The organism is Breznakia pachnodae, from assembly GCF_030814225.1.
GTDB classification, from domain to species: domain Bacteria; phylum Bacillota_I; class Bacilli_A; order Erysipelotrichales; family Erysipelotrichaceae; genus Breznakia; species Breznakia pachnodae.
Map to the genome: position 1 here is coordinate 31,321 of NZ_JAUSUR010000010.1, position 19,924 is coordinate 51,244.

The window sequence follows — 19,924 nt, forward strand, 5'->3', positions numbered from 1 at the left end:
TAGGGGGAGAACCTATGAAAGTTTTGATTACATCAAATAGTTTTAGTAAATTTGATGAAACTCCAAGACAAAAAATGTTAGATCTTGGGTGGGAGTTAATTGGAAATCGATATAAACACATTATGAATGAAGAAGAGATGATGGGTGAAGTAAATGAAGTGGATGCAATTATTTTAGGATCAGACACAGTAAGTAAAAAAGTACTTGATAAAGCAAACGATTTACAAATCATTTCACGATATGGTGTTGGGATTGATAATATTGATTTAGAAACAGCAAAAGAAAAAGGTATTGAAGTTACAGTGACTGCAAATTGTAATACAGAAGCAGTTGCTGATTATGCGATAGGATTGATGTTGTCAACATTACGGCATATTTGTAATGTTGATAGTAATTTGAAAAAGAATACATGGAAAAAAGAAACAGGCTTGGACTTATGTAATAAAACAGTAGGTGTATTTGGATTGGGTGCGATTGGTAGGGAAGTAGTAAAAAGACTACAGGGATTTAATTGTAAAATTTTGGGATATGACAAATATGTGGATGAGGATTATTGCAAAAACGAAAATATTACTATTAAAGAACCTAAAGAGATTTTTAAAGAAGCGGATATCATAACGCTTCATATGCCTGGTAATGTGGATGGCAGTTATTTCATATCAAAAAGGGAACTGGATATGATGAAATCATCCATGGTTATTATTAATACTGCTCGTGCGTCTTTGATTGATGAAGAAGCAATGATTTGTGCGTTAAAAGATAAACGAATTTATGGTTATGGGACAGATGTGTTTGCTGAAGAACCATTAGTGAATAAAGAGTTTGCAGACTTGGATAATGTAGTGTTGAGTCCACATAATGCTGCTGTAAGTGTAGAAGCAATTAATAAAATGTCGCATAAAGCAGTAGATAATTTAATTGAATATTTTAAAACGAAATAGTTTTGAAAGGAGTATGTAAATATGAAAAATATTGTATGGACTAGAATTGATGATCGTTTGATTCATGGGCAGGTAATGACGCAGTGGATTCAATATACATCAGCAAATGAAGTGTTGATTATTGATGATGGAGTAGCGAAAGATTCTTTTCTACAAATGGTCATGAAATCTAGTGTTCCTAAAACAATAAACTTAGAAGTTCGCAGTGTAGAAGAAGCAGTCGATTATTTGAAAGATGATTCTAAAAGTGAGAAGATTATCATTCTTGTAAAGACACCTATAGTGCTTGATGAACTGGCTAATAATGGTATTGATTTTGAGTTAATTAACGTTGGTGGAATAGGTGCAAAAGCTGGAAGAAAATCAATGTATAAAAATATCTCAGTAAGTGAAGATGAAAAAACCGCATTTCGTAATTTAGTGGATAAAGGAGTTAATGTTTTCTTTAGAGTAGTTACGACTGATCCACAAGAAGATATTAAGAAATACTTGTAGAAACGGGGAGAGAAAGATGAATGAGACAGTAAAGTTTATAGAAGATAATAAGGTACTGGTTATCTGTCGTGGTATTTATGGAGAAGATTTAAGAAAACTGATTGAATCTTTATATAAAGGTGGAATACGTATGGCAGAGGTAACATTTGATCAAGCAGATCCAAATGCTGTTGAAAAAACCAGTAGTGCAATTTCAATGTTAATAAAGAACTTTCCAGATATGAAAATTGGTTCTGGAACGGTTACTAGAGTTGAACATGTAGAAGCTACAAAAAAAGCGGGTGGTGAGTTCTGTTTATCACCTGATGTTAATGAAGAAGTAATCATAGCAACAAAGGAAGCGGGTTTAATATCAATTCCTGGAGCAATGACTGCTACTGAAATCTTAACTGCACATCGTGCTGGAGCAGATATTGTGAAAATATTTCCAGCTGGACATTTAGGACTGAAATATATCAAAGATATCCAAGGACCAATCAATAATGTGAAGTTCTTAGCTGCAGCTGGAGTGAGTGAAGAAAACTTTGCTGATTTCTTAGAAACAGGATATATTGGAGCAGGAATTAGTGGACGATTACTAGATAAAAAAGTAATTGCTGAAGGCAATTATGAAGAACTAACAAGAAGAGCGAAAACTTTTGTAGATATTGCACAATCAAAATGATCAAAAGAATCAGCTTAAGCTGATTCTTATTTTTTAAGGAGGAGAAAAAAATGAAAGCAATCGTATTTGGAGCTGGAAAAATTGCTCGAGGATTTATAGGGCAGTTATTATATTTAAGTAATTATGAAATAGTGTTTGTAGATGTAAGTAAAGATTTGGTGCATAAATTAAATGAAGATAAATCCTATCATGTACATGTGTTAGGTGATTCTTCATTAGATAATGATGTAACTAATTATAAGGCATTAACATTTGATGATGAAGCATCAATTGCAAAAGAATTGGTAACTTCTGATATTAGTTTTGTTGCAGTAGGTGGCCAAAATTTAGGTAGCGTTGGAAAGTTAGTTGCTTCCATCTATAATAAAAATGGAATTGAGGAAAAACCTTTTAATTTTATCACTTGTGAGAATTGGAAAGATGCAGGAAAAGCATTATATGATTCCATTAAACAAGAGTTGAAAAAAGATTTGCATAATGATTTTGATAATTATATAGGTATAAATGAAGCAGTTATTATGAGGACAGCTACACAACCATCTGAGGAGTTAAGTGAAGCTGATCCTACTGGAGTGTGGGTTCAGAACTATTGGTATCTCCCTGTAGATAGCAAGAATTTCAAAGGAAGTATACCGGCTATTCATTCGATGAAACTTATTGATGATTTTGGTAACTTTCTTCAACAGAAAATGTATACTAACAATACCAGTAATGCAGTCATTGCCTACAACGGATATCTTTTGGGATATAATTTAATTGCTGAAGCAACCAATAGTCCAGAGATATCTAAACTTCTTGATAAAGCATATAAGGAAATAAATTCTATTTTAATTATGGAATTAAATTTAGATCCAGAGAAACAAGAAGAATTTGCAAAGAAAGCAAGAGCTAAGTATGGGGATTGGGAAATTGTTGACCGTATCATTCGACATGGAAAGGATCCATTAAGAAAACTAGGCCCAGAAGATCGATTAATCGCACCAGCTAGGATGGCATATAGATATAATATTTATCCTGAAATTATTATTGATACAATTGCAAAAGCAATTATGTTTGATGAGAAAAGTGATGAAGCAGCCCAAAAGTTACAAGAAATGCGTAAAGATAATGGTGTTGAATATGTACTACAAACAGTTAGTAAATTAAATCCAAAAGAACCACTCTATCAAGATGTAATACAACGATATAATGAATTAATGGAGAAAGGTGTGGAGAAGAGTTATGAATAAGAATGTTGTAATTATTGGCGCTGGACAAACTGGCAGGGGATATCTTAATCGTTTGATTGCATTGTCAAATCAAAAAGTAACTTTTATTGATAAAGATGAAGTGTTAATCCATGCTTTAAATAAGCAAAAGGAATATACAATTGATTTTGGAAATCAAGGAAGAGAGTCAATCGTTATTGATAATTTTGATGCCTATTCGATAGAAAATCCAAAAGCAGTTGAGGCACTTGCTGATGCAACTTATGTATTTACAAGTGTGGGTGAAAAGAATTTAGTAGATTTGATTCCTTTAATAAAAAATAGCCTAAAAAACAGAGGAGATAATCCTTTGTATATTATAACTGGAGAGAATGGAGTTGCACCTAAAGTTAAATTGATACAGTTAACTCAAGATAAACGAGTTCATTTATCTGAATCAGTTATTTTCTGTACAACAATCACCAAAGAAAATTCACTAGATATTTTGAGTGAAGACTTAGATTTTCTTCCATATGATATTAAATTCTTGCCCAACCCTTTAAATTATCATGGGATGGTTGCAGAAGAAAATTTTAAAGATTTGCTTGAGCGAAAGATTTATACTTATAATTGTTTAAGTGCCTGTAGTGCATATCTAGGCTATGTAAAGGGCATTGAAAACTATGCACAAGCAGGGAATGATATTGAAGTAGATAAGTATTTACATAAAATTGCAACGTCAATCAATGAAGCAATTGCCAAAGAATACTACGTAGATATTCAAAAACAGACAGAGTTTTCACAAATGGCAATTAAAAAGTTTCAAAATAAAGAAATTGTAGATACTGTAGAAAGAAATGTGCGTGATGTGGATCGTAAGCTTGGTGATCATGAGCGTATTATCGCTCCACTTATGTTATTAACAAAATATCATCTAGAGTCAAAAGAATTATTGTTTGTAGCTGCTAGCGCATTATATTATGGAATAGAGACAGATACATTAATTAAAGACAAAGATATTTATGAACACTATTTCGGAATGCTCTCAAGCTCGTGGATTAATGAAATTAAAGAAGATATAAAGTATCTTGAGAAACATAAAGATTCAGAAGAATTACGATTACCATGAAAAGAAACTATGAACAAAGATATAGAATGGTCTTATATAGGAAATAACGGACCAGATTATTGGGGAAGTTTGTGTCATGAATATTCTATTGCAACAAATGGAATGAGGCAATCACCAATTAATATAGACAGCGATAATGTTTATAGCGCAACACAATCAATTGATTATCATTATGAAGAAGATAAATATTTAATAAAGTCTGAGAAATATACTATATCGTTATATCCATTACATGAATATAAACAATATTTTGTTTATGAAAATGAAAAGTTTTATTTGGAGCATATTCATTTTCATGTACCCTCAGAACATACAATTGATAACAAAAGATTTTCTGTAGAATGGCATTTTGTTCATAAGAATATACATAAAGAATATTTAGTATTAGCTATATTGTCAGATGTACGTAATAATTCAATATCTTCTTTTGAGTCATTGGTAACTGCATTAAATAAAAAAGAGAAACACTTATTGTTGGATATAAGTCAATTAATTACAAATAAAGTGAGAGAGTTTTATCATTATGAAGGATCATTAACAACTCCTCCAACCGTAGAGTCTGTTACATGGATTATTGGAAAACAGATTATTTCTATTGGAAGTTGTTCATATGGGATTTTGAATAAAAATGTGAATAATAATGTAAGACCAATTCAAAGAATAAATGATAGAAAAATTAAGATGCTTTGTAAATAATATTCAGAAGAAGTACAATGGTTAAAATCGCTTCTATTTATTTAAAATAGTAAAAAATCCTATATAAAATAGAATATATTTTATATAGGATTTTATCGTTTACAACTTCCAGTTGTGTTTGAAGTGAACCAAAGTTCAAATTGATCAAGGTATTCTTCAACACCAATCTGTTCCGCTATTTCTTGTTGACCGTCTAAGTCATATGAAACACCATTTGCAGTGTATCCAGTAATACTATCATCGTTATACATAATTGTAATATTACCATCATCAGATTCACATACCATTTTCTCAGATGTAGATGATACAAAATATATAATTGCTACTGCAGCAATTATGATTACAACAACTACCCCTCCAATAATCATTAATACTTTTTTCAAATTATTTCTCCTCTTCTGTCCTCTAATAACCTATTAGATTATACCAAAACTTTTTATTGAATGCATCTTAAGTTTTTATAAAGAATGATCGCCAATATTTCGATATTATCGAAATAACTTTGTTCAAAGGGTATATAAATCTTCTTACTACTTTTAACGATGTTATACTTCAACTATATGGGAGGATAGTGTATGCAATATATAAAAGATAAGATAATGGGGATCCCAGGTGCTCTTTTACTTGTTCCAATGGCAATTACTGCATTACTAAATACGTATACCTCAGTGTTAGATGTTGGTAATCCAACTTCTGCAGTATTCTCAAGTGCAGGTACAATGACAATCATTGGTATCATGCTAGTTGTGACAGGGATTCAGATGAATTTAGCGTTATTTATGAAAGCAATGAAACGTGGTGGAATACTTGTGCTAATAAGAATGACTATCAATGTCATAGTTTCCATAGTATTTATTAAATTAAGCAATGGTAATCTGTTTGGTATCTCTGTACTTACCTTTGTAGTGGCAATAACCAGTTATAATCCTGGAGTGTATATGGCAATTATTGAAGATCATGGAGATGATATTGATAAAGCCAATTTTGCATTACTAAGTTTGGTTGTATTACCAATTGTTCCAGCGATGATTATTAGCTATGATAGCGGTGGAATTGACTATAAAATGGTAGCAGCAACTTTAATACCATTGGTTGTTGGAATTGTAATTGGCAAGATTTTCCCTGAATCAAAAGATGCATCAAAGACATTAAACAAGCTTATGCTTCCATTCTTAGGGGCCTGTCTAGGTAGTGCAATAAACTTAGAATTAGTATTTGATTCATGGCTATCAGGACTTATTCTGTTTATCATATATATGTTCATTAATTTTATACCACTTTATTTTATTGATACAAAGATATTGAAGCAATCTGGAATAGCCAGTATTGCGATTAGTTGTGTTGGTGGTATTTCATTAACTGCACCATTACTGATATCATCAATGAATCCTGAGTATTTAGAGTATATAGATCAGACAATTGCACAGGTATCCATTGGAATTGTATTGTCAGCAATCATCGTACCAGTAATTACAAAAAGAATAATAAAGAAAAAGGTCAAGATATAAACCGTATCTTGGCCTTTATTATGTTATAGATTAGACATATACTCATCCATACTTTGTGCAACAAGTTTTGCCTGACTAACAGCTTCAACAACACTCTTGGCACCATGTACTACATCACCAGCAGCAAAAATTCCCGCTCTCGAAGTGTTACCAGATGAATCGGTTAACAGCAAACCATTGTTCGATGAATTAAGCCCTGACGTAGTGGAGGTTAATTTATCTTTTGGTCCCTGGCTAACTGAGATAATAATTGAATCTGCATCGATATGCTCTTCTTTATCATCTGTGGTGTTATGGAATATAATTCCTTCATCAGTTATTTTTGATGGAGCCATATTGAATTCAAAATCTGCCCCATCTAACTTAGCTTTCTGATACTCGATTGTATTAGCAGATATCTTATCACTTCTGGCATATAGAGTTACTTTTCTAGCACCATGTCTTAATGCTGTTCTGGCTACGTCCATTGCAGCATTTCCCATTCCAATAATTACGACATTTTCTCCTAAGTGAAATGATTCAGGACTGGCTAAATAATCAATTGCATAATGAACATGACCGAAGCTCTCACCTTCGATTCTTAAACTGTTAGCTCTCCAAGTTCCAGTTCCAGCAAATATACTCAGATAACCATCACGAAATAAGTCATCTATTTTTAATGTTCCACCAATTGTTACATTCAAACGAATCTTTACTCCAATCTGTAATAGTTTCTTATGATATCGTTCCAAAATACTTTTGGGTAATCGAAACTCAGGTATTCCATATCTTAGTACTCCACCCAACTCACTTCTTGATTCAAATATGGTTACATTATAACCAAGCTGAGCGAGAATTAAACTAATTGTAATCCCGGCAGGACCCGAACCAATAATCGCAACTTTCTTATTGTTTGATGGTTGGATTGGAATTACCATCTTATCAAAATAAGTATCTGAAATATAGTTTTCAATATCACTAAATTGAATTGGTACATCCTTTCGATTTAATACACAGTTTCCTTCACATTGTTGTTCGTGGTTGCATACTAATGAACAGACAATCGATAAAGGATTGTTTTTAAAAAGAACTTCTCCAGCAGCATCAATCGACTCATTCTCAAGTAGATTGATTATTTCTGGAATTGGCGTATTAATCGGGCATCCCTTTTGACAAAAAGGTACCTTGCACTGTAAACACCGTTGTGTCTCTTGTAAAATATTAATCATAATTTCTCTCTTTCTCTCTAAATAAGTTTAAACTTATTATTGAAGATTATAGCACGATGTAATTCAAAAGTGAAAAAAGAGAAAAACTTCACAAGCGCTATAAATAAACATTTCTTATATTAGTTTACATATTAAAGGATAATTTATGAAAATCGAACTATCGAGGAATACTCGGAAGTTCGATTTGAAAGTAAAATGAGTAAAACTGTTAAACTATATAATCTTTTTATTATAATGCTAATTGACTATATATTGATGTTGTTAAGAAAATCGTATTTCTCAGGTGAATGAATAGAATGTAACCTAATAAAAAAACACCATTTATCATGGTGCTTTGTTTATTTCATGGCGCCTGAAACAGGACTTGAACCTGTGACCTGCCGGTTAACAGCCGGATGCTCTACCAACTGAGCTATTCAGGCGAATGCTTTATTATAATAGCATATCCCCATAAAAGTGGCAAGCCCTTTTTGACATTTTAATAAAGAAAATATATTAATATTTTAAATTGTTGAAAAAGTAATATTATTTAGTGTTTAAGGCTTAACTAAAGCTTTCAAATCTTTGATATTATTCTTGTTACCAGCAATCACACCAATTGATCTCTCATAGTTCCAAACATCTGGTTCAATCGCTTCTACAATACCTCCTGCTTCGCTTATTATAAGCGCTGCTGCAGCACGATCCCAAACAGCCAAGTCTGCTTCAAAGAAAGCATCATATCGTCCACATGCGACGTAACAAAGGTCTAATACAGCACTTCCACTACGACGGATGTCTCTACCATTCACAAACAGACGTTTTGCGATTTCAAATGTGTAATCCGCTTTATCTTTACGATAAGGAGCAGTACCCATAATTACTAATGACTCGTTCATTGAACAATCTGTAACATTTAGAGGTTTTCCATTCAAGAAACTACCTTCACCCTTTTTCGCATAGAACAATTCATCAAGATATGGATTATATACCACCCCGATATATCCATCATTTTCATTTAACAGTGCTATAGAAATACAACTGTGTTTACAGTCATATGCGTAATTGGTTGTTCCATCAATTGGATCAACAATCCATACATATCCATTATCAAATGAATGTACATTATCTTCCTCAGCTATTACCTTTGCTTCTGGAAGTAGTTGTTCTAATCTACCTAAAATAAAATTTTGAATTTGTGTATCCATTGTTGTGACAATGTTTGCAGCATCTGTCTTTTCTGATACTGAGAAATCTCTATCATTCTTAATTCTGATACCTGCTTCTTTCGCGATATCTATCATTTCTTTCATAATTGTATTCATTATTAACCTCCCCATGGCATTACTTATACAATTGCATACATTAATAAGGATACATCAAATGAGATAAAAAAGAAAATAGAATTTATGGAATGGGGTGATTCAAGTAATAACTTTCTATCTTATAATATATCGTAATGCCAAACATATTTCTAACATAATTATAAACTATAATTAATAGAAGTGATTGGAGTGATAGTATGACCAACAAAAAGAAAATGACAATTGGAATAGTTGCAGTAGTTGTAGTACTAGGTGTATTTGGAATTATTAAAGGAAAAGAGTATTATGATAACACATATGTAGGTGAAACATATTATGGACAAATTCCATCAAACCAGTCACTAGAGCCTCAAGAGTTAGTTGGTTCAACTGGTGAAAACTACAGTGCGATTGATTATACATTCAATGTATATAATAAAGAGGGAAAAGAAGTAGTTGCATCATTTGAAAAAGATGATGTGAATAATGCATATAAGCCTAACACATATATTATGGTTGAACAAAGTAAAACCAGAACCGTATATGATAAAGAAGTAAGTCGTGAAGATATCCCTAAAGATGTATTAAAATATATAGATAAAAATCATAAATAAAGAAGGAAAATAATCTATTTTTTTCTTTATTTAATAGAAACCCAAAGGTAGCGGGTAGATGAAAGCTAGTTTTTCAAAGAAAAGAGCAAACTTTTTTCAGTTTTTACCCTAAAAATATTGCATTTTAGATTTTGTATTGTTATAATAAATGAGCACTTGCGCGTGTGGCGAAATTGGCAGACGCACCAGACTTAGGATCTGGCGGGCAACCGTGGGGGTTCGAGTCCCTTCACGCGCACCATTTTTTATTTCTTGGTTTTGGTTCCTTAGCCAAGTGGTAAGGCAATAGACTGCAACTCTGTGATCACCAGTTCGAATCTGGTAGGAACCTCCAATTTTATTAATTACATATCGGGCCGTGGCGGAATAGGCAGACGCAACGGACTTAAAATCCGTTGAGGGTAACCTCGTGGGGGTTCAAGTCCCCCCGGCCCGACCATTTATTTTAAGTTAATTAGGTAATATTTTAGAGATAAAATGGTTATATCGCTTTAAATAGATTTCTAATCTAAAAGCAGCATATATGAACTTATGGTTCATTATATGCTGCTTTTTTGTTTTTAAGAAAGGAGGAAAAAGTGAGGAAGAAAAATGATGAACGTTTGACTGCAAAAGTAATTGAAGTTAGATATCTGATTTATCACTATCTTGATCAATCAGATATATCTCTGAGGAAATTAGCCGCAAACGCTGGACTGAATTATCATGCTGTTTGGAAACTATTAAATAATCCACCAGAGGATACTAATTTTACACTTAAAACATTGTTGTCAATAGCAGATGCATTAGAAGTGGCTGTAGCTGATCTTGTATGCAGTGAACGTAAAGAAAAGGAAGATATAAAAAAAATCTAATTCTCACGCCGTGCAAAGCCTGAATTAGATTACAAAATTAACATGAACCAAAATTTTATAGCAATAATGCCTACCTTTTCGTCATGTCTACAACCATATTATAGCAAATTTAAAAGATATTTCAATAGTAATTATAAAAACGGAGGATTATTTGTGGAAGACATGCGATATCAGAAATTGATGAAGAATTGTACAAAAGAAGAAATCATTAATTTCTTTCTAAGTAATGGATTTGGTTATTTTAGAAAAGATATTAATAAAGAGATAGATAATTATATATTAGAAATCCAATACGAAAGAATAATGAAGAAATTAGATGATAAAACAGTTGAATTGGAAAAAGCAATTGGAACACCTGAGTTTCCTGTAATCAGCAATAAAATAAGTAAACTTTATGTTCAATTAGAAAAGGTTAGAGGAAAGTTATATCCAGAGCGACATGATTAAAAAGTATAACAAGGAGAATGAGATGGAAAAGTTAAGAGTAGTAGTTTATGAGCCGGGTAAAGCCCCAGAAATAAGAGAAATAGAAAATACATTAGAATGTTTACGTGAAATAGTAAAAGGACATATTGAGAATGTAAGAATAGCTCATGATTTGAATTTGATATGCAATGAAGAAGGAAAACTTATTAACCTTCAACCTAATATTTTCATGAATGGAGATATTATTGCTGGTCCATGTATTATTGCAGCTGATGATAGAGTAAATGAGGATTATGGATCTCTCACTGATCGTCAGATTAATAGAGTAATAACAGCGATAGCTTCACAAAATTCAGATGATGACTATCTTATGTATTGTGCGAAACGTACCTACTATAAGGATAAGTAGGATTGTGTATCAGATAACACCATACCTAGGTACAACTTTCCAGACAGTGAAAGGTGATGGACATATTACTGCAGCAGCTGTAATAAGAGGTGAAAAGTACGTGCAAATTAAAACAAACAAAGAAGTCGTATGGATCAAATTTAAAAAGGAACCATTTGATATGAATATTTGTAAAAATCATGTTAAGGAATTACGACTAAATAAGTTTGATATAGAAAGATATAAGAAATGGTGGTAAATAAAATGAAAAATATTAATAAAAGCAAACAGGACTTTAATCAGGAATTATTTGAAACATCATTATCACATGCTACTGAAGTGATTAAGTGTATAAAAAAAGAAGAATCAGGTTGTCGCTTTAGATTAGAGACATGTGTAAACAAGGAAACAGTAAAAGTTTATGTTATTGATCATAATCAGATCATCAGAATTGTAACGATTGATGGTCCACAAATTGATAATAAGGAAATAGTTAGAAAGTAGATAAGGAAAGGAGAATAAATATGGCTTATGCTGTTGTATTTATAGTAGTAATGGGATTTGCATCTGTAGCAGGTGTTACAGATTGTAGAGCAAGAAACGAAAAGATAAATAATCTAATAGTGAAAGACTCAACTAATGAATAAATGATTAATGTACCTGGAGATTATTATACTCCAGGTATATAAAAAGTAATTACTCATATACCTGATCAGGAATAAGTCAAAAGCCCATTTGATGATCTGATCAGAGTGTACATGGTAACTCTAAGCATGAAGCCCTTCAGTTAGAGAAAACGAAGTAACTCCAACCCCTGTAGGAAGCTTCTCCAGGTACACTATTCCAACAAAAAAGGATGTTCATACTTCTGAGGGAATTTGAACATCCTCCTGGATATATCTGACTCGGAGGGGTCCTAATCAGATATATGAGTAATTATAACAAAGAAACAAGGAGAACGGTATGAAAAAAGGAATAATTTTAGGAATACTCATCCTTCTGTTAGCAGGATGTAACGAATCAAAAAAGAAAGAACTGAAGCTTGTAATACTTGATGAGCAAGGAAACATGCAGGATGCCGAAACAATAGCATGCTCTGATACAAAATGCGATGATGAGAATGAAAGATATTTTGAAGTAATAAAAATCAAATATGATATTGATGATCAAAGTTCTGGTATTACTGGTATTAATTATGAAAGTAAATTAGAGGCTGATTATGAAGAAAACGACTATATAAGAGACCATATAAGGCAATGGAAGTATACAATAGTCCAAGATTATATGTGGGTAGCAACTGGTACAATCAATAATGATGGATGGGAATATGATTTGTGTTTTGGAAGAACTGGTGCTGGAGAAGATGGTGAATGGGTCTCTCTTAGTGATCAGGAATGGGATGAGTTAATCAAAGCTACAGAGGAATTATCACAAGACAAAGATATGCCGTTTACATTTGTTGTTGAAACAAATATTCCTGAAGGCGATTCTCAGCAAAATAATATGGAAACTGAAGAGGGCTAATATGAACAATGAAAAGAGTAGAACAATTTTAGATTTTGTAAGTGAAGCTGGTAGGAAAAAAATTGGAAATCATTTGTTTATTGAAGCAAGTAAAGAATTGGAAGAGCACTTGGAGTTTAGCAAACAAAAAATACTGGATATAGAGACAGTAAAAATCAAAATTGATTGTTATGTCTATCCAATTATCAGTAAATATTACATTTCATTTTTCTCGGAACATACAATTTGGTTAGCAGTTAATACTGTATACAGACCATTTATTAATAAGAAATGGAAGAAGGTAAAAAAGATGCCTAAAGTAACTCTTGGAATGATTATTGATGAAATGATCAAGGTGAGTACATAAAAGCGCTTGGGATTGTCTAATACCCCGACGCAATAACTTAGGACCCCTACAAGAATAAGATACTGCAGATAATAATTATTAGGTGATGTGAGGTACTCAACATAGTCATTCTCCAACCGAAAAAGGAGTTGGTCGACCATGGATAGTGTTATAACGTTACTAACATTATTAATTTTGTTGAAACTTTTTAAAGAAATAAACAAATAAAAAAGACTCCTTTAATAAAAGGAGTGAACAATGTGAGTCACCTCACATGTATATATTAACAAATATTTAATTAAAAGTAAAAGAAACGCTTCATTAAAAGCGTATGAGGAGAATAATATGGCACAAATAGTTTATTTTGTCGGAACGGATGGAAGGCTAGGAGAAGATGAACATTCATTTGGTGATTTACAGAAACTTCTAAAAAAAGGTTATAAGGTTATTTCATCAGAAAGTGTATTACGTGGATGGTCTCCAGGTAATTATGCGTGTTCAGTAACAGAATATATAGCATATATCTTAGAAGAGCCAACTGAAAAATAAATTTGAAAATAACATTATGATCATTATCTAATAATCGGTCTAATGAGAATAGATATGGATGCCTGACAGCCATTTAATTATCAGGATATACAAACCTATATCAGACCGTCTAAGAGATGTTTGTATATGTAGGAAAGCAATTAGCCTGGGTTGCTGAAATACCTTTGTATGCCCTCCAATTTAAACCAAACCTTTCTTTTACCAGGCACCACTTCGGTGGTAAAAGAAAAAGGATGCTCGGGTGTAAAACAAATAGGATGAGCATCCAAAATTTGTATCTGTAGGAAGATAGGGTTATACACAGATACAAGACAATTATAACAAAAATTGATGAAAAGAAAAAAGATAAATAAAACGGATGTCCAGAGAACTACTTGGGAGAGAGTCTGAACATCCTATGAAAAGATTTCATATCAGACCAGGAGGGAATTCTTGATCTGATATAAGTAATTATACCAGTTGAAAATGAAAAGTGAATATTGCTGATCCGAAAATCAGCAAAAAATAAAAAAAACATTCCCGGGAACCGGTGATGTGTAGTTATATACAGGAGGTACACGACGTGTCAATTTATAACTTTTATTATGATAGATACCCAATACGTAGTTTAGAAACAATCAAACAAGAACATGATACTGCAGTATATAAGTATGCTGTATCAGATACAATGTATGAATTATTCAAGGACTTGGATTCACATACCAAAGAGAGAGCTTACAACTATAAGAAGTATCAACATTGCTTAGGTTACTGTATTGAAGTTCTTTTACCAAAGACAATCCAAAGAAATGATTATCCAGCATTCATTACTGCAGTAGCTGAAGAAATTCTATCCGGTAATAAATTACCATGGATAGCACATGTAGTAAGAAGAGGAATGGGACTGTACGTGATCATAGCGTTTGCTCAGCGTAAGTACCATGAGAAACCCATTGAGATTAAAGTGTTACGAGAAGCTGCGGTGTATAGAAACAAAGTAAGTAAGCTTTGGTGCAAGGAAGATGATCCAGAAGCAGAACTTGTTTATGAAGAAGGTAGTGTTAAATCCTCCTATACATCCAACTGGAGTAAGAAGGTGCGATTGTTTGAGATGGGAAAAGAAGAACTGAAACTCTTCCGGATGAAGATAGAAAATGTAGTACGAAAAGCATTAGTGAAACTGAATGTGATGGTGAGAGAGTCAAATTACTTCAAGGCAATAAAGCAATATGCTTTTACAAACAAGAAAGGGAAGCGAGCAGTATATGTGAATGTAAATGTAGATTATTACAATCAGATCATATACGAAATGAACTATCGATATAACTTCTTGTACGAAACATTGTATTCCCCTGGGAAGTTTTACCAGGATAATGAGACACTCGAAGCGTTCTACCAGTTAATGAGGAAATATAAGTCATTACTTGGCAAACGGAAGTTTAAACATGAGAGTGGAGTACGTCTGTCATTCAGTCCATATTTCAGGAGTGATCGATTCAAGGAAAATATTTATTCATTCTATGAACAGTTTAAAAGCGAATGTTTGAACTTCTGGGGTGATTACATTTGGGGAGGAAATTAAATGAAACTATTAAAAAGAGTAAGTCTCACATTTATTGAATATTTTGGTGATATTGTTACAAAATACTATGTAACTAGCATGATTGGAATGGTAGTGATTATCTTAATAGCAACGCCATCATTTGCGCCATGGAATGAAACAAAACTGGTTCAAGTAGGAACAGCAGCACTATTAATGATTTCACTTGTTAGATTCGTATGGAACCTTATAAAAGCTATGATTGGTGTTACGTCTACACCATTAACATTAGATAATCTAATAGTAAAGATTGGATTATCAACTCTATTGTTCACTTCTGTGGGAGAAAATGTATATTCTAAAAACCAGTTGAATGTATTAAATGAGTTTTCACAATTAACAAATACATTTTTTGTGAAAGCATTACTACTAGTCTTATGTGCTAGTGTGGTGAAAGAATGTTTTTTCCAAACATTGGGAATAGAGAATCAAGATGGACACATTGACCATGTTGGAAAAATGAAAAGTTTAAAGTTGAAAAATAATGGTCCAGAGACTGGCGATACCTGGCTAAAAAAAGCGACACGTACAATGGCAGAGCATGAAGCTGGGCATACGCTATTAGCATATTATATGGGATACAGTGTAGAAAATGTGACAATCAATCCATCTGTGTTCAATTCATATCCAATTAACCCAGTTGGTGGATGTATGATTTCAAATGGAAATGAGTGTGCTATTGATGGAATGGTAACCTTAGAACATTATAAAAAGTATGCTTATATAGACTATGCAGGAATGGCTGCTGTTCAAGTTCTCCATGGTGGGGAAGAAACACCAGGGGGTGGAGAAAATGATATTAAAAGTGCCACAAGAAATCTGCAATATTACTTACAATACTTGTTTGATGATTCAGGAAACACTCTGCTAGCAAAAGAACTTATTAATTCAAAAGCGCAATTACATCAAATAGAAGAATATCAGACAAAAGCATTAATTAGCTTAGCGAAGCAATGTTATATGGAAACAATTGAAATTCTTAGTGCGAATATTGAAATACTCAATCAATTATCTAATTTGATTGAAGAGAAACATTCGCTTAACAAAGAGCAAATCAAAGAATTTTTTAAAGACAAGGAATTATATAAAATAAGCAATCAACAATTTGCTCATATTTTCAAAATGAAAGGAGTGAGTAATAGTGGAAAAAGACAGAACGAAAATTCTTAGTAAAGTAAAGAAACTTCTAGCTATGGCTGAAGGAGGTACAAAACACGAACAAGAAGTAGCTTATTTCCAAGCCCAGAAACTGATGGCAAAGTATCATATTGAAATGCATGATGTACGTGACTTAGAAAAAGAAGAAGCAATCACAATTTATGTTGGAGAGGAATACAATATAAAAAAAGACTGCTTTATGAAACTGCAGCTTATTATTGGAAGAAACTTTAGGTGTAAAACATATTATTCATATCCTAATAAGAAAACATTCCTTCCAAGGTTTGTAGGGTTAGAAACTGATGTGACAGTAGCTGTAGAAGTATTCAAATCAGCATATGATTACGCAAAAAATGAGGCGAATAGAATAGCAATGAGAGAGTATAACACTTATGGATCAAGCATGGGTGTGAGAGACGATTTCATTGATGGATTTGTTGCAGGTTTAGCTGATGGATTTCGAAAGCAATTAGAAGAGTCAAAAGAGACAGCAATTATGATCGTAATTCCTAAAGAGGTAGAAGAAGAATATCAGAAGATTACATTTTCTCTTGAAGTAGTTAAAACTACTCCATCTAAAGGAAGTGGAGCTAAACATATAATGAGAGCTGGATATGAAAAAGGAAAGATGTTTGCTGAAGGCAAAGAACAACAAGAACTAGGATTTAGCTTCACACCAGAAGAACATCAATTCATGAGTCAATTCCAATCAGGATATTTATTTAGGAAGAAAGATGGAAAGATTTATCTTTCGCAAAGGGAACCATTGGGAACCGTGCTTGACTGGAAGAGTCCTGCAAGTATTTGTATATCAGATATGACTGATCTATTCTTCAATGCCTTGTCTAAAGATGAATTTATTAAGATAGATGATTATTTAACAAATGAATAAATTACATGGACAGCGTGTCCATGTAGAAAGGATTGAGCATATATGAAAAAGAAAATAACAAAGAAAAATTTAACCTCATTGAAAAAAATAAGAAATTTATGGTTTCTTATAGACGGAATCCTAATTATAACGTGGGTATTCTCTTTTCCTATTCTGTGGAACGTAGTAAGCGATGAAAATCAAAACCTCATACTGACACTTTGCTGCACAGGGTTAGTATGGTTCATTGGTTTTCCTGCCTTATGGAGTATATTTAGATTTATTAATTTAAAATATTGTCTTATGTCACGAGAGAGCATTGCAAGATGTATTGATAATTATCTTAAATATGATAGTAAGTATACAAGAGTAATGATTCACGAAATGAAGAAGAGAAACATAAATGTTGAAATAAATGATGGCAATGACTCTTATTTTGATGATTTTATAAGGGAGATAAGGTTAAATGGTAAATCGTTATTTAGCTGTTATAGAAATGATGGTATCTATTTGAATGAAAAAAACAAAAGGATTGCCATTGAATCTTATGTATCGTATGAATTGTTAGCTTACTTATATTTTGAAATTAAAGAATGTACAGAGATTACAGATAAAAGAATAAATGAAGAAGAGGAAAAAAGGAAACAATTAAAAGCTGAGGAAAGAAATCGCAAATGTAAGGAACTTGAAGACTCTATATTTCGAGACATTCAGAAGTAAAAATCAGTTTAATAAAAAAATAAAAATATAACATGGACATGTTGTCCATGTAGAAAAGGAGAATAACATGAAAACAATATGTGTATTGAATAATAAAGGTGGTGTTGGAAAAACTACAACATCAATTAACTTAGCATATGGATTAGGGAATCAGAACAATAAAACAATACTAATAGATTTTGATCCACAAGCAAATTCAACAGATTACTTTATAGATGAAAATCGGGAGTACGTGTACATTGATGAAATGATACAGGGAGCAGAAACGAAAATTTATCCAACAGATAATGAGAATGTATTCTTCATTCCTTCTCGTTTGGATCTGGCACTAACAGAAAGAAATATTTTACTAGATACAAAAGCGCAACATAATAGACTGCTGAAGGTAATTAAGAACTTGAGAGAGGAGTTCGACTATATTATTATAGATTGTCCTCCAATCCTTAATTTACTCATTGTAAATGCCCTAAATGCGAGTGATGAGGTAATTATTCCTATCAAGGTTGATAAGGCAGCTGAAAAAGGATTTGGAGTTACAAAACAGAGCATTCAAGATATTGCTGATAGTTATGATTTGGATCTTGACTACAAAATTCTATTCACCATGGTAAATAGAAACAATACTGATAAATTCAGAATGCAGAGCATTAGAGAAAAGTATGGGGACAAGATAATCGATGTAACAATCAGGAACCAACCTAAACCGGTTACTGATGCAGGTTATGATCAAGCAGCTGTTGTTTTAGGAAAATCAAATGTTGGAAAGGATTACCAGGAACTAATTCAGGAGTTACTTACTAAGTGGCAGGAGGTATAAAATGACAGGGATAAACAATTTGTTAAATGATGCAAGTGCAGAAAGAGCGAACAAGAAGATAACCATTCTCCAAGTAGATGAGATTGAAAGAAATATTCTTAATAAAGCACCAATTGAGGGAATTGAAGATCTAGCAGAGTTAATCAAATCTCAAGGACTAATAAATCCTATTATTGTGTATAAAGTCAAAAATCATCATTATAGATTGATTGCTGGAGAACGAAGGTGGACTGCATGTAAGTATCTAGAGTACGAAGAGATACCAGCAATTATAGTTGAAAAGCCAGGAGATGAAATTAGCGAAAGGATAATGATTCTAGATGCTAATTCACAACGACCAGAGGATACTAAGGATTACAAAAAGAAAAGAGCTGAAGAGTATGGCGAAATCCATGACTTGTTAAAAGCTGATGGAAAAATACCAACAGGTACTTTAAGACAAGATTGGATTGGAGTTCATATGGGGGTATCAGGTAGAACTATAAGTCGGTATCTAAATGAAGTGACCACTGAGGGTTCAAAAAGCAAACCTAAAGAGAAAAAACAACCAACACTAGTTTCTGTTTGTAAGAGATTAGAAAAGACCGGAGAACAACTTCTAGAGCTTGATGAACTTGAGGTAGAAGATGAGAAATTATTACAATGCTACAACTCAATACAATACACCAAACAAATATTGGAAGATCAGTTGGCTGCACTTCAAAAGAGGAAGAAAAAGCATGATGGTTTATTTACATAAAGGTAAAACTAAAGAAATTAGAAACATAAAAAACATAGTAATCAAAAATGGAAAAATAGTGTTCACACTGCTAAATGAAAAAGTAATAAAGATTGAACGATATAAAATAATAGGAATTCAAAGTGATTTAATTGAAGAGGAGCATACCTACATGGACATATTGTCCATGTAGTATCATGAGGAGATTTATTATGTTATTTACAATTCTTGTTATATTCCAAACATGTTCTTTCATGTGGTTAATTATTA

27 protein-coding genes and 4 tRNA genes are annotated in these 19,924 nt (G+C 32.5%); 27 read left to right on the forward strand and 4 right to left on the reverse strand.

Annotation, left to right across the window (positions count from 1 at the left end):
* The first annotated feature begins 14 nt into the window (after positions 1 to 14).
* From J2S15_RS19645 to J2S15_RS19670, 6 genes are read left to right on the forward strand one after another with little or no spacing between them, the layout of a single operon-like run.
* Complete coding sequence (locus tag J2S15_RS19645) at positions 15 to 941, forward strand: phosphoglycerate dehydrogenase (protein ID WP_307411969.1); 927 nt, start codon at positions 15 to 17, stop codon at positions 939 to 941.
* 21 nt (positions 942 to 962) lie between these two features.
* A complete protein-coding gene (locus J2S15_RS19650) occupies positions 963 to 1,436 on the forward strand; it encodes a PTS sugar transporter subunit IIB (RefSeq protein WP_307411972.1) in 474 nt (157 codons plus the stop codon).
* Positions 1,437 to 1,452: 16 nt separating this feature from the next.
* Positions 1,453 to 2,100: a bifunctional 4-hydroxy-2-oxoglutarate aldolase/2-dehydro-3-deoxy-phosphogluconate aldolase gene (locus tag J2S15_RS19655; protein ID WP_307411975.1), complete on the forward strand. Its 648-nt coding sequence runs from the start codon at positions 1,453 to 1,455 to the stop codon at positions 2,098 to 2,100.
* A 50-nt stretch (positions 2,101 to 2,150) separates the two neighbouring features.
* Positions 2,151 to 3,329, forward strand: a complete 1,179-nt coding sequence (locus tag J2S15_RS19660; RefSeq protein WP_307411978.1) for a mannitol dehydrogenase family protein — start codon at positions 2,151 to 2,153, stop codon at positions 3,327 to 3,329.
* Complete coding sequence (locus J2S15_RS19665) at positions 3,322 to 4,416, forward strand: mannitol dehydrogenase family protein (RefSeq protein ID WP_307411983.1); 1,095 nt, start codon at positions 3,322 to 3,324, stop codon at positions 4,414 to 4,416. Before J2S15_RS19660 ends, J2S15_RS19665 begins: the two co-directional genes overlap by 8 nt.
* A gap of 9 nt (positions 4,417 to 4,425) precedes the next feature.
* Positions 4,426 to 5,112: a carbonic anhydrase family protein gene (locus tag J2S15_RS19670; RefSeq protein WP_307411986.1), complete on the forward strand. Its 687-nt coding sequence runs from the start codon at positions 4,426 to 4,428 to the stop codon at positions 5,110 to 5,112.
* Between the two features lie 92 nt (positions 5,113 to 5,204).
* Here the strand turns inward: J2S15_RS19670 and J2S15_RS19675 are convergent, their stop codons facing one another.
* Positions 5,205 to 5,495, reverse strand: a complete 291-nt coding sequence (locus tag J2S15_RS19675) for a hypothetical protein (RefSeq protein ID WP_307411990.1) — start codon at positions 5,493 to 5,495, stop codon at positions 5,205 to 5,207.
* Positions 5,496 to 5,687: 192 nt separating this feature from the next.
* Between J2S15_RS19675 and J2S15_RS19680 the strand changes: the two genes are divergently transcribed.
* On the forward strand, positions 5,688 to 6,620 hold the full coding sequence (locus J2S15_RS19680) for a 2-keto-3-deoxygluconate permease (RefSeq protein WP_307411992.1): 933 nt from the start codon (positions 5,688 to 5,690) through the stop codon (positions 6,618 to 6,620).
* Positions 6,621 to 6,643: 23 nt separating this feature from the next.
* On the opposite strand, the gene J2S15_RS19685 is transcribed toward J2S15_RS19680, so the two are convergent.
* The 3 genes from J2S15_RS19685 to J2S15_RS19695 form a co-directional block, all read right to left on the reverse strand.
* Positions 6,644 to 7,828 carry an NAD(P)-dependent oxidoreductase gene (locus tag J2S15_RS19685; RefSeq protein WP_307411994.1) on the reverse strand — a complete coding sequence of 395 codons (1,185 nt, stop codon included), beginning with the start codon at positions 7,826 to 7,828 and terminating at the stop codon, positions 6,644 to 6,646.
* 346 nt (positions 7,829 to 8,174) lie between these two features.
* Positions 8,175 to 8,250, reverse strand: a tRNA-Asn gene (locus J2S15_RS19690).
* Positions 8,251 to 8,364: 114 nt separating this feature from the next.
* Positions 8,365 to 9,132: an inositol monophosphatase family protein gene (locus J2S15_RS19695; RefSeq protein WP_307411997.1), complete on the reverse strand. Its 768-nt coding sequence runs from the start codon at positions 9,130 to 9,132 to the stop codon at positions 8,365 to 8,367.
* Between the two features lie 197 nt (positions 9,133 to 9,329).
* Here J2S15_RS19695 and J2S15_RS19700 point away from each other — a divergent pair, with 197 nt between their 5' ends.
* The 20 genes from J2S15_RS19700 (at position 9,330) to J2S15_RS19795 (ending at position 19,847) form a co-directional block, all read left to right on the forward strand.
* Positions 9,330 to 9,725, forward strand: coding sequence for a YxeA family protein (locus J2S15_RS19700; RefSeq protein ID WP_307412000.1), 396 nt, complete (start codon positions 9,330 to 9,332; stop codon positions 9,723 to 9,725).
* Between the two features lie 158 nt (positions 9,726 to 9,883).
* A tRNA-Leu gene (locus J2S15_RS19705) sits at positions 9,884 to 9,966 on the forward strand.
* Positions 9,967 to 9,985: 19 nt separating this feature from the next.
* Positions 9,986 to 10,059, forward strand: a tRNA-Cys gene (locus J2S15_RS19710).
* A gap of 18 nt (positions 10,060 to 10,077) precedes the next feature.
* Positions 10,078 to 10,164 (forward strand) — tRNA-Leu (locus J2S15_RS19715).
* A 139-nt stretch (positions 10,165 to 10,303) separates the two neighbouring features.
* On the forward strand, positions 10,304 to 10,579 hold the full coding sequence (locus J2S15_RS19720) for a helix-turn-helix domain-containing protein (protein WP_307412003.1): 276 nt from the start codon (positions 10,304 to 10,306) through the stop codon (positions 10,577 to 10,579).
* 153 nt (positions 10,580 to 10,732) lie between these two features.
* Positions 10,733 to 11,026 (forward strand): hypothetical protein, encoded by a 294-nt coding sequence (locus J2S15_RS19725; protein WP_307412006.1) that lies wholly within the window; start codon positions 10,733 to 10,735, stop codon positions 11,024 to 11,026.
* Between the two features lie 22 nt (positions 11,027 to 11,048).
* On the forward strand, positions 11,049 to 11,414 hold the full coding sequence (locus J2S15_RS19730) for a DUF3846 domain-containing protein (protein WP_307412007.1): 366 nt from the start codon (positions 11,049 to 11,051) through the stop codon (positions 11,412 to 11,414).
* Between the two features lie 4 nt (positions 11,415 to 11,418).
* Complete coding sequence (locus J2S15_RS19735) at positions 11,419 to 11,652, forward strand: hypothetical protein (RefSeq protein WP_307412011.1); 234 nt, start codon at positions 11,419 to 11,421, stop codon at positions 11,650 to 11,652.
* Positions 11,653 to 11,657: 5 nt separating this feature from the next.
* Positions 11,658 to 11,897 carry a hypothetical protein gene (locus tag J2S15_RS19740; protein ID WP_307412014.1) on the forward strand — a complete coding sequence of 80 codons (240 nt, stop codon included), beginning with the start codon at positions 11,658 to 11,660 and terminating at the stop codon, positions 11,895 to 11,897.
* Positions 11,898 to 11,917: 20 nt separating this feature from the next.
* The gene (locus J2S15_RS19745) at positions 11,918 to 12,040 is read left to right on the forward strand and encodes a hypothetical protein (protein ID WP_307412017.1); all 123 of its coding nucleotides are present in this window, start codon (positions 11,918 to 11,920) and stop codon (positions 12,038 to 12,040) included.
* 316 nt (positions 12,041 to 12,356) lie between these two features.
* A complete protein-coding gene (locus J2S15_RS19750) occupies positions 12,357 to 12,917 on the forward strand; it encodes a hypothetical protein (protein WP_307412019.1) in 561 nt (186 codons plus the stop codon).
* 1 nt (position 12,918) lies between these two features.
* The gene (locus tag J2S15_RS19755) at positions 12,919 to 13,263 is read left to right on the forward strand and encodes a hypothetical protein (RefSeq protein ID WP_307412023.1); all 345 of its coding nucleotides are present in this window, start codon (positions 12,919 to 12,921) and stop codon (positions 13,261 to 13,263) included.
* Between the two features lie 324 nt (positions 13,264 to 13,587).
* Positions 13,588 to 13,791: a hypothetical protein gene (locus J2S15_RS19760; protein WP_307412026.1), complete on the forward strand. Its 204-nt coding sequence runs from the start codon at positions 13,588 to 13,590 to the stop codon at positions 13,789 to 13,791.
* A 562-nt stretch (positions 13,792 to 14,353) separates the two neighbouring features.
* On the forward strand, positions 14,354 to 15,352 hold the full coding sequence (locus J2S15_RS19765) for a hypothetical protein (RefSeq protein WP_307412029.1): 999 nt from the start codon (positions 14,354 to 14,356) through the stop codon (positions 15,350 to 15,352).
* The gene (locus J2S15_RS19770; protein ID WP_307412033.1) at positions 15,353 to 16,540 is read left to right on the forward strand and encodes a hypothetical protein; all 1,188 of its coding nucleotides are present in this window, start codon (positions 15,353 to 15,355) and stop codon (positions 16,538 to 16,540) included.
* The gene (locus J2S15_RS19775) at positions 16,512 to 17,420 is read left to right on the forward strand and encodes a DUF2786 domain-containing protein (RefSeq protein ID WP_307412036.1); all 909 of its coding nucleotides are present in this window, start codon (positions 16,512 to 16,514) and stop codon (positions 17,418 to 17,420) included. The genes J2S15_RS19770 and J2S15_RS19775 overlap by 29 nt, the downstream gene beginning before the upstream one ends.
* 42 nt (positions 17,421 to 17,462) lie before the next feature.
* Positions 17,463 to 18,119 carry a hypothetical protein gene (locus J2S15_RS19780; RefSeq protein ID WP_307412039.1) on the forward strand — a complete coding sequence of 219 codons (657 nt, stop codon included), beginning with the start codon at positions 17,463 to 17,465 and terminating at the stop codon, positions 18,117 to 18,119.
* 67 nt (positions 18,120 to 18,186) lie between these two features.
* On the forward strand, positions 18,187 to 18,936 hold the full coding sequence (locus J2S15_RS19785) for a ParA family protein (protein ID WP_307412042.1): 750 nt from the start codon (positions 18,187 to 18,189) through the stop codon (positions 18,934 to 18,936).
* 1 nt (position 18,937) lies between these two features.
* A complete protein-coding gene (locus J2S15_RS19790; RefSeq protein ID WP_307412045.1) occupies positions 18,938 to 19,675 on the forward strand; it encodes a ParB/RepB/Spo0J family partition protein in 738 nt (245 codons plus the stop codon).
* On the forward strand, positions 19,656 to 19,847 hold the full coding sequence (locus J2S15_RS19795; protein WP_307412047.1) for a hypothetical protein: 192 nt from the start codon (positions 19,656 to 19,658) through the stop codon (positions 19,845 to 19,847). Before J2S15_RS19790 ends, J2S15_RS19795 begins: the two co-directional genes overlap by 20 nt.
* The last annotated feature ends 77 nt before the right edge of the window (positions 19,848 to 19,924 follow it).

Coding starts and splice junctions, on each gene's coding strand:
- J2S15_RS19645 (WP_307411969.1), top strand. CDS start 15: ATGAAAGTTTTGATTACATCAAATAGTTTTAGTAAATTTGATGAAACT.
- J2S15_RS19650 (WP_307411972.1), top strand. CDS start 963: ATGAAAAATATTGTATGGACTAGAATTGATGATCGTTTGATTCATGGG.
- J2S15_RS19655 (WP_307411975.1), top strand. CDS start 1,453: ATGAATGAGACAGTAAAGTTTATAGAAGATAATAAGGTACTGGTTATC.
- J2S15_RS19660 (WP_307411978.1), top strand. CDS start 2,151: ATGAAAGCAATCGTATTTGGAGCTGGAAAAATTGCTCGAGGATTTATA.
- J2S15_RS19665 (WP_307411983.1), top strand. CDS start 3,322: ATGAATAAGAATGTTGTAATTATTGGCGCTGGACAAACTGGCAGGGGA.
- J2S15_RS19670 (WP_307411986.1), top strand. CDS start 4,426: ATGAACAAAGATATAGAATGGTCTTATATAGGAAATAACGGACCAGAT.
- J2S15_RS19680 (WP_307411992.1), top strand. CDS start 5,688: ATGCAATATATAAAAGATAAGATAATGGGGATCCCAGGTGCTCTTTTA.
- J2S15_RS19685 (WP_307411994.1), bottom strand. CDS start 7,828: ATGATTAATATTTTACAAGAGACACAACGGTGTTTACAGTGCAAGGTA.
- J2S15_RS19695 (WP_307411997.1), bottom strand. CDS start 9,132: ATGAATACAATTATGAAAGAAATGATAGATATCGCGAAAGAAGCAGGT.
- J2S15_RS19700 (WP_307412000.1), top strand. CDS start 9,330: ATGACCAACAAAAAGAAAATGACAATTGGAATAGTTGCAGTAGTTGTA.
- J2S15_RS19730 (WP_307412007.1), top strand. CDS start 11,049: ATGGAAAAGTTAAGAGTAGTAGTTTATGAGCCGGGTAAAGCCCCAGAA.
- J2S15_RS19740 (WP_307412014.1), top strand. CDS start 11,658: ATGAAAAATATTAATAAAAGCAAACAGGACTTTAATCAGGAATTATTT.
- J2S15_RS19745 (WP_307412017.1), top strand. CDS start 11,918: ATGGCTTATGCTGTTGTATTTATAGTAGTAATGGGATTTGCATCTGTA.
- J2S15_RS19750 (WP_307412019.1), top strand. CDS start 12,357: ATGAAAAAAGGAATAATTTTAGGAATACTCATCCTTCTGTTAGCAGGA.
- J2S15_RS19755 (WP_307412023.1), top strand. CDS start 12,919: ATGAACAATGAAAAGAGTAGAACAATTTTAGATTTTGTAAGTGAAGCT.
- J2S15_RS19760 (WP_307412026.1), top strand. CDS start 13,588: ATGGCACAAATAGTTTATTTTGTCGGAACGGATGGAAGGCTAGGAGAA.
- J2S15_RS19770 (WP_307412033.1), top strand. CDS start 15,353: ATGAAACTATTAAAAAGAGTAAGTCTCACATTTATTGAATATTTTGGT.
- J2S15_RS19780 (WP_307412039.1), top strand. CDS start 17,463: ATGAAAAAGAAAATAACAAAGAAAAATTTAACCTCATTGAAAAAAATA.
- J2S15_RS19785 (WP_307412042.1), top strand. CDS start 18,187: ATGAAAACAATATGTGTATTGAATAATAAAGGTGGTGTTGGAAAAACT.
- J2S15_RS19790 (WP_307412045.1), top strand. CDS start 18,938: ATGACAGGGATAAACAATTTGTTAAATGATGCAAGTGCAGAAAGAGCG.
- J2S15_RS19795 (WP_307412047.1), top strand. CDS start 19,656: ATGATGGTTTATTTACATAAAGGTAAAACTAAAGAAATTAGAAACATA.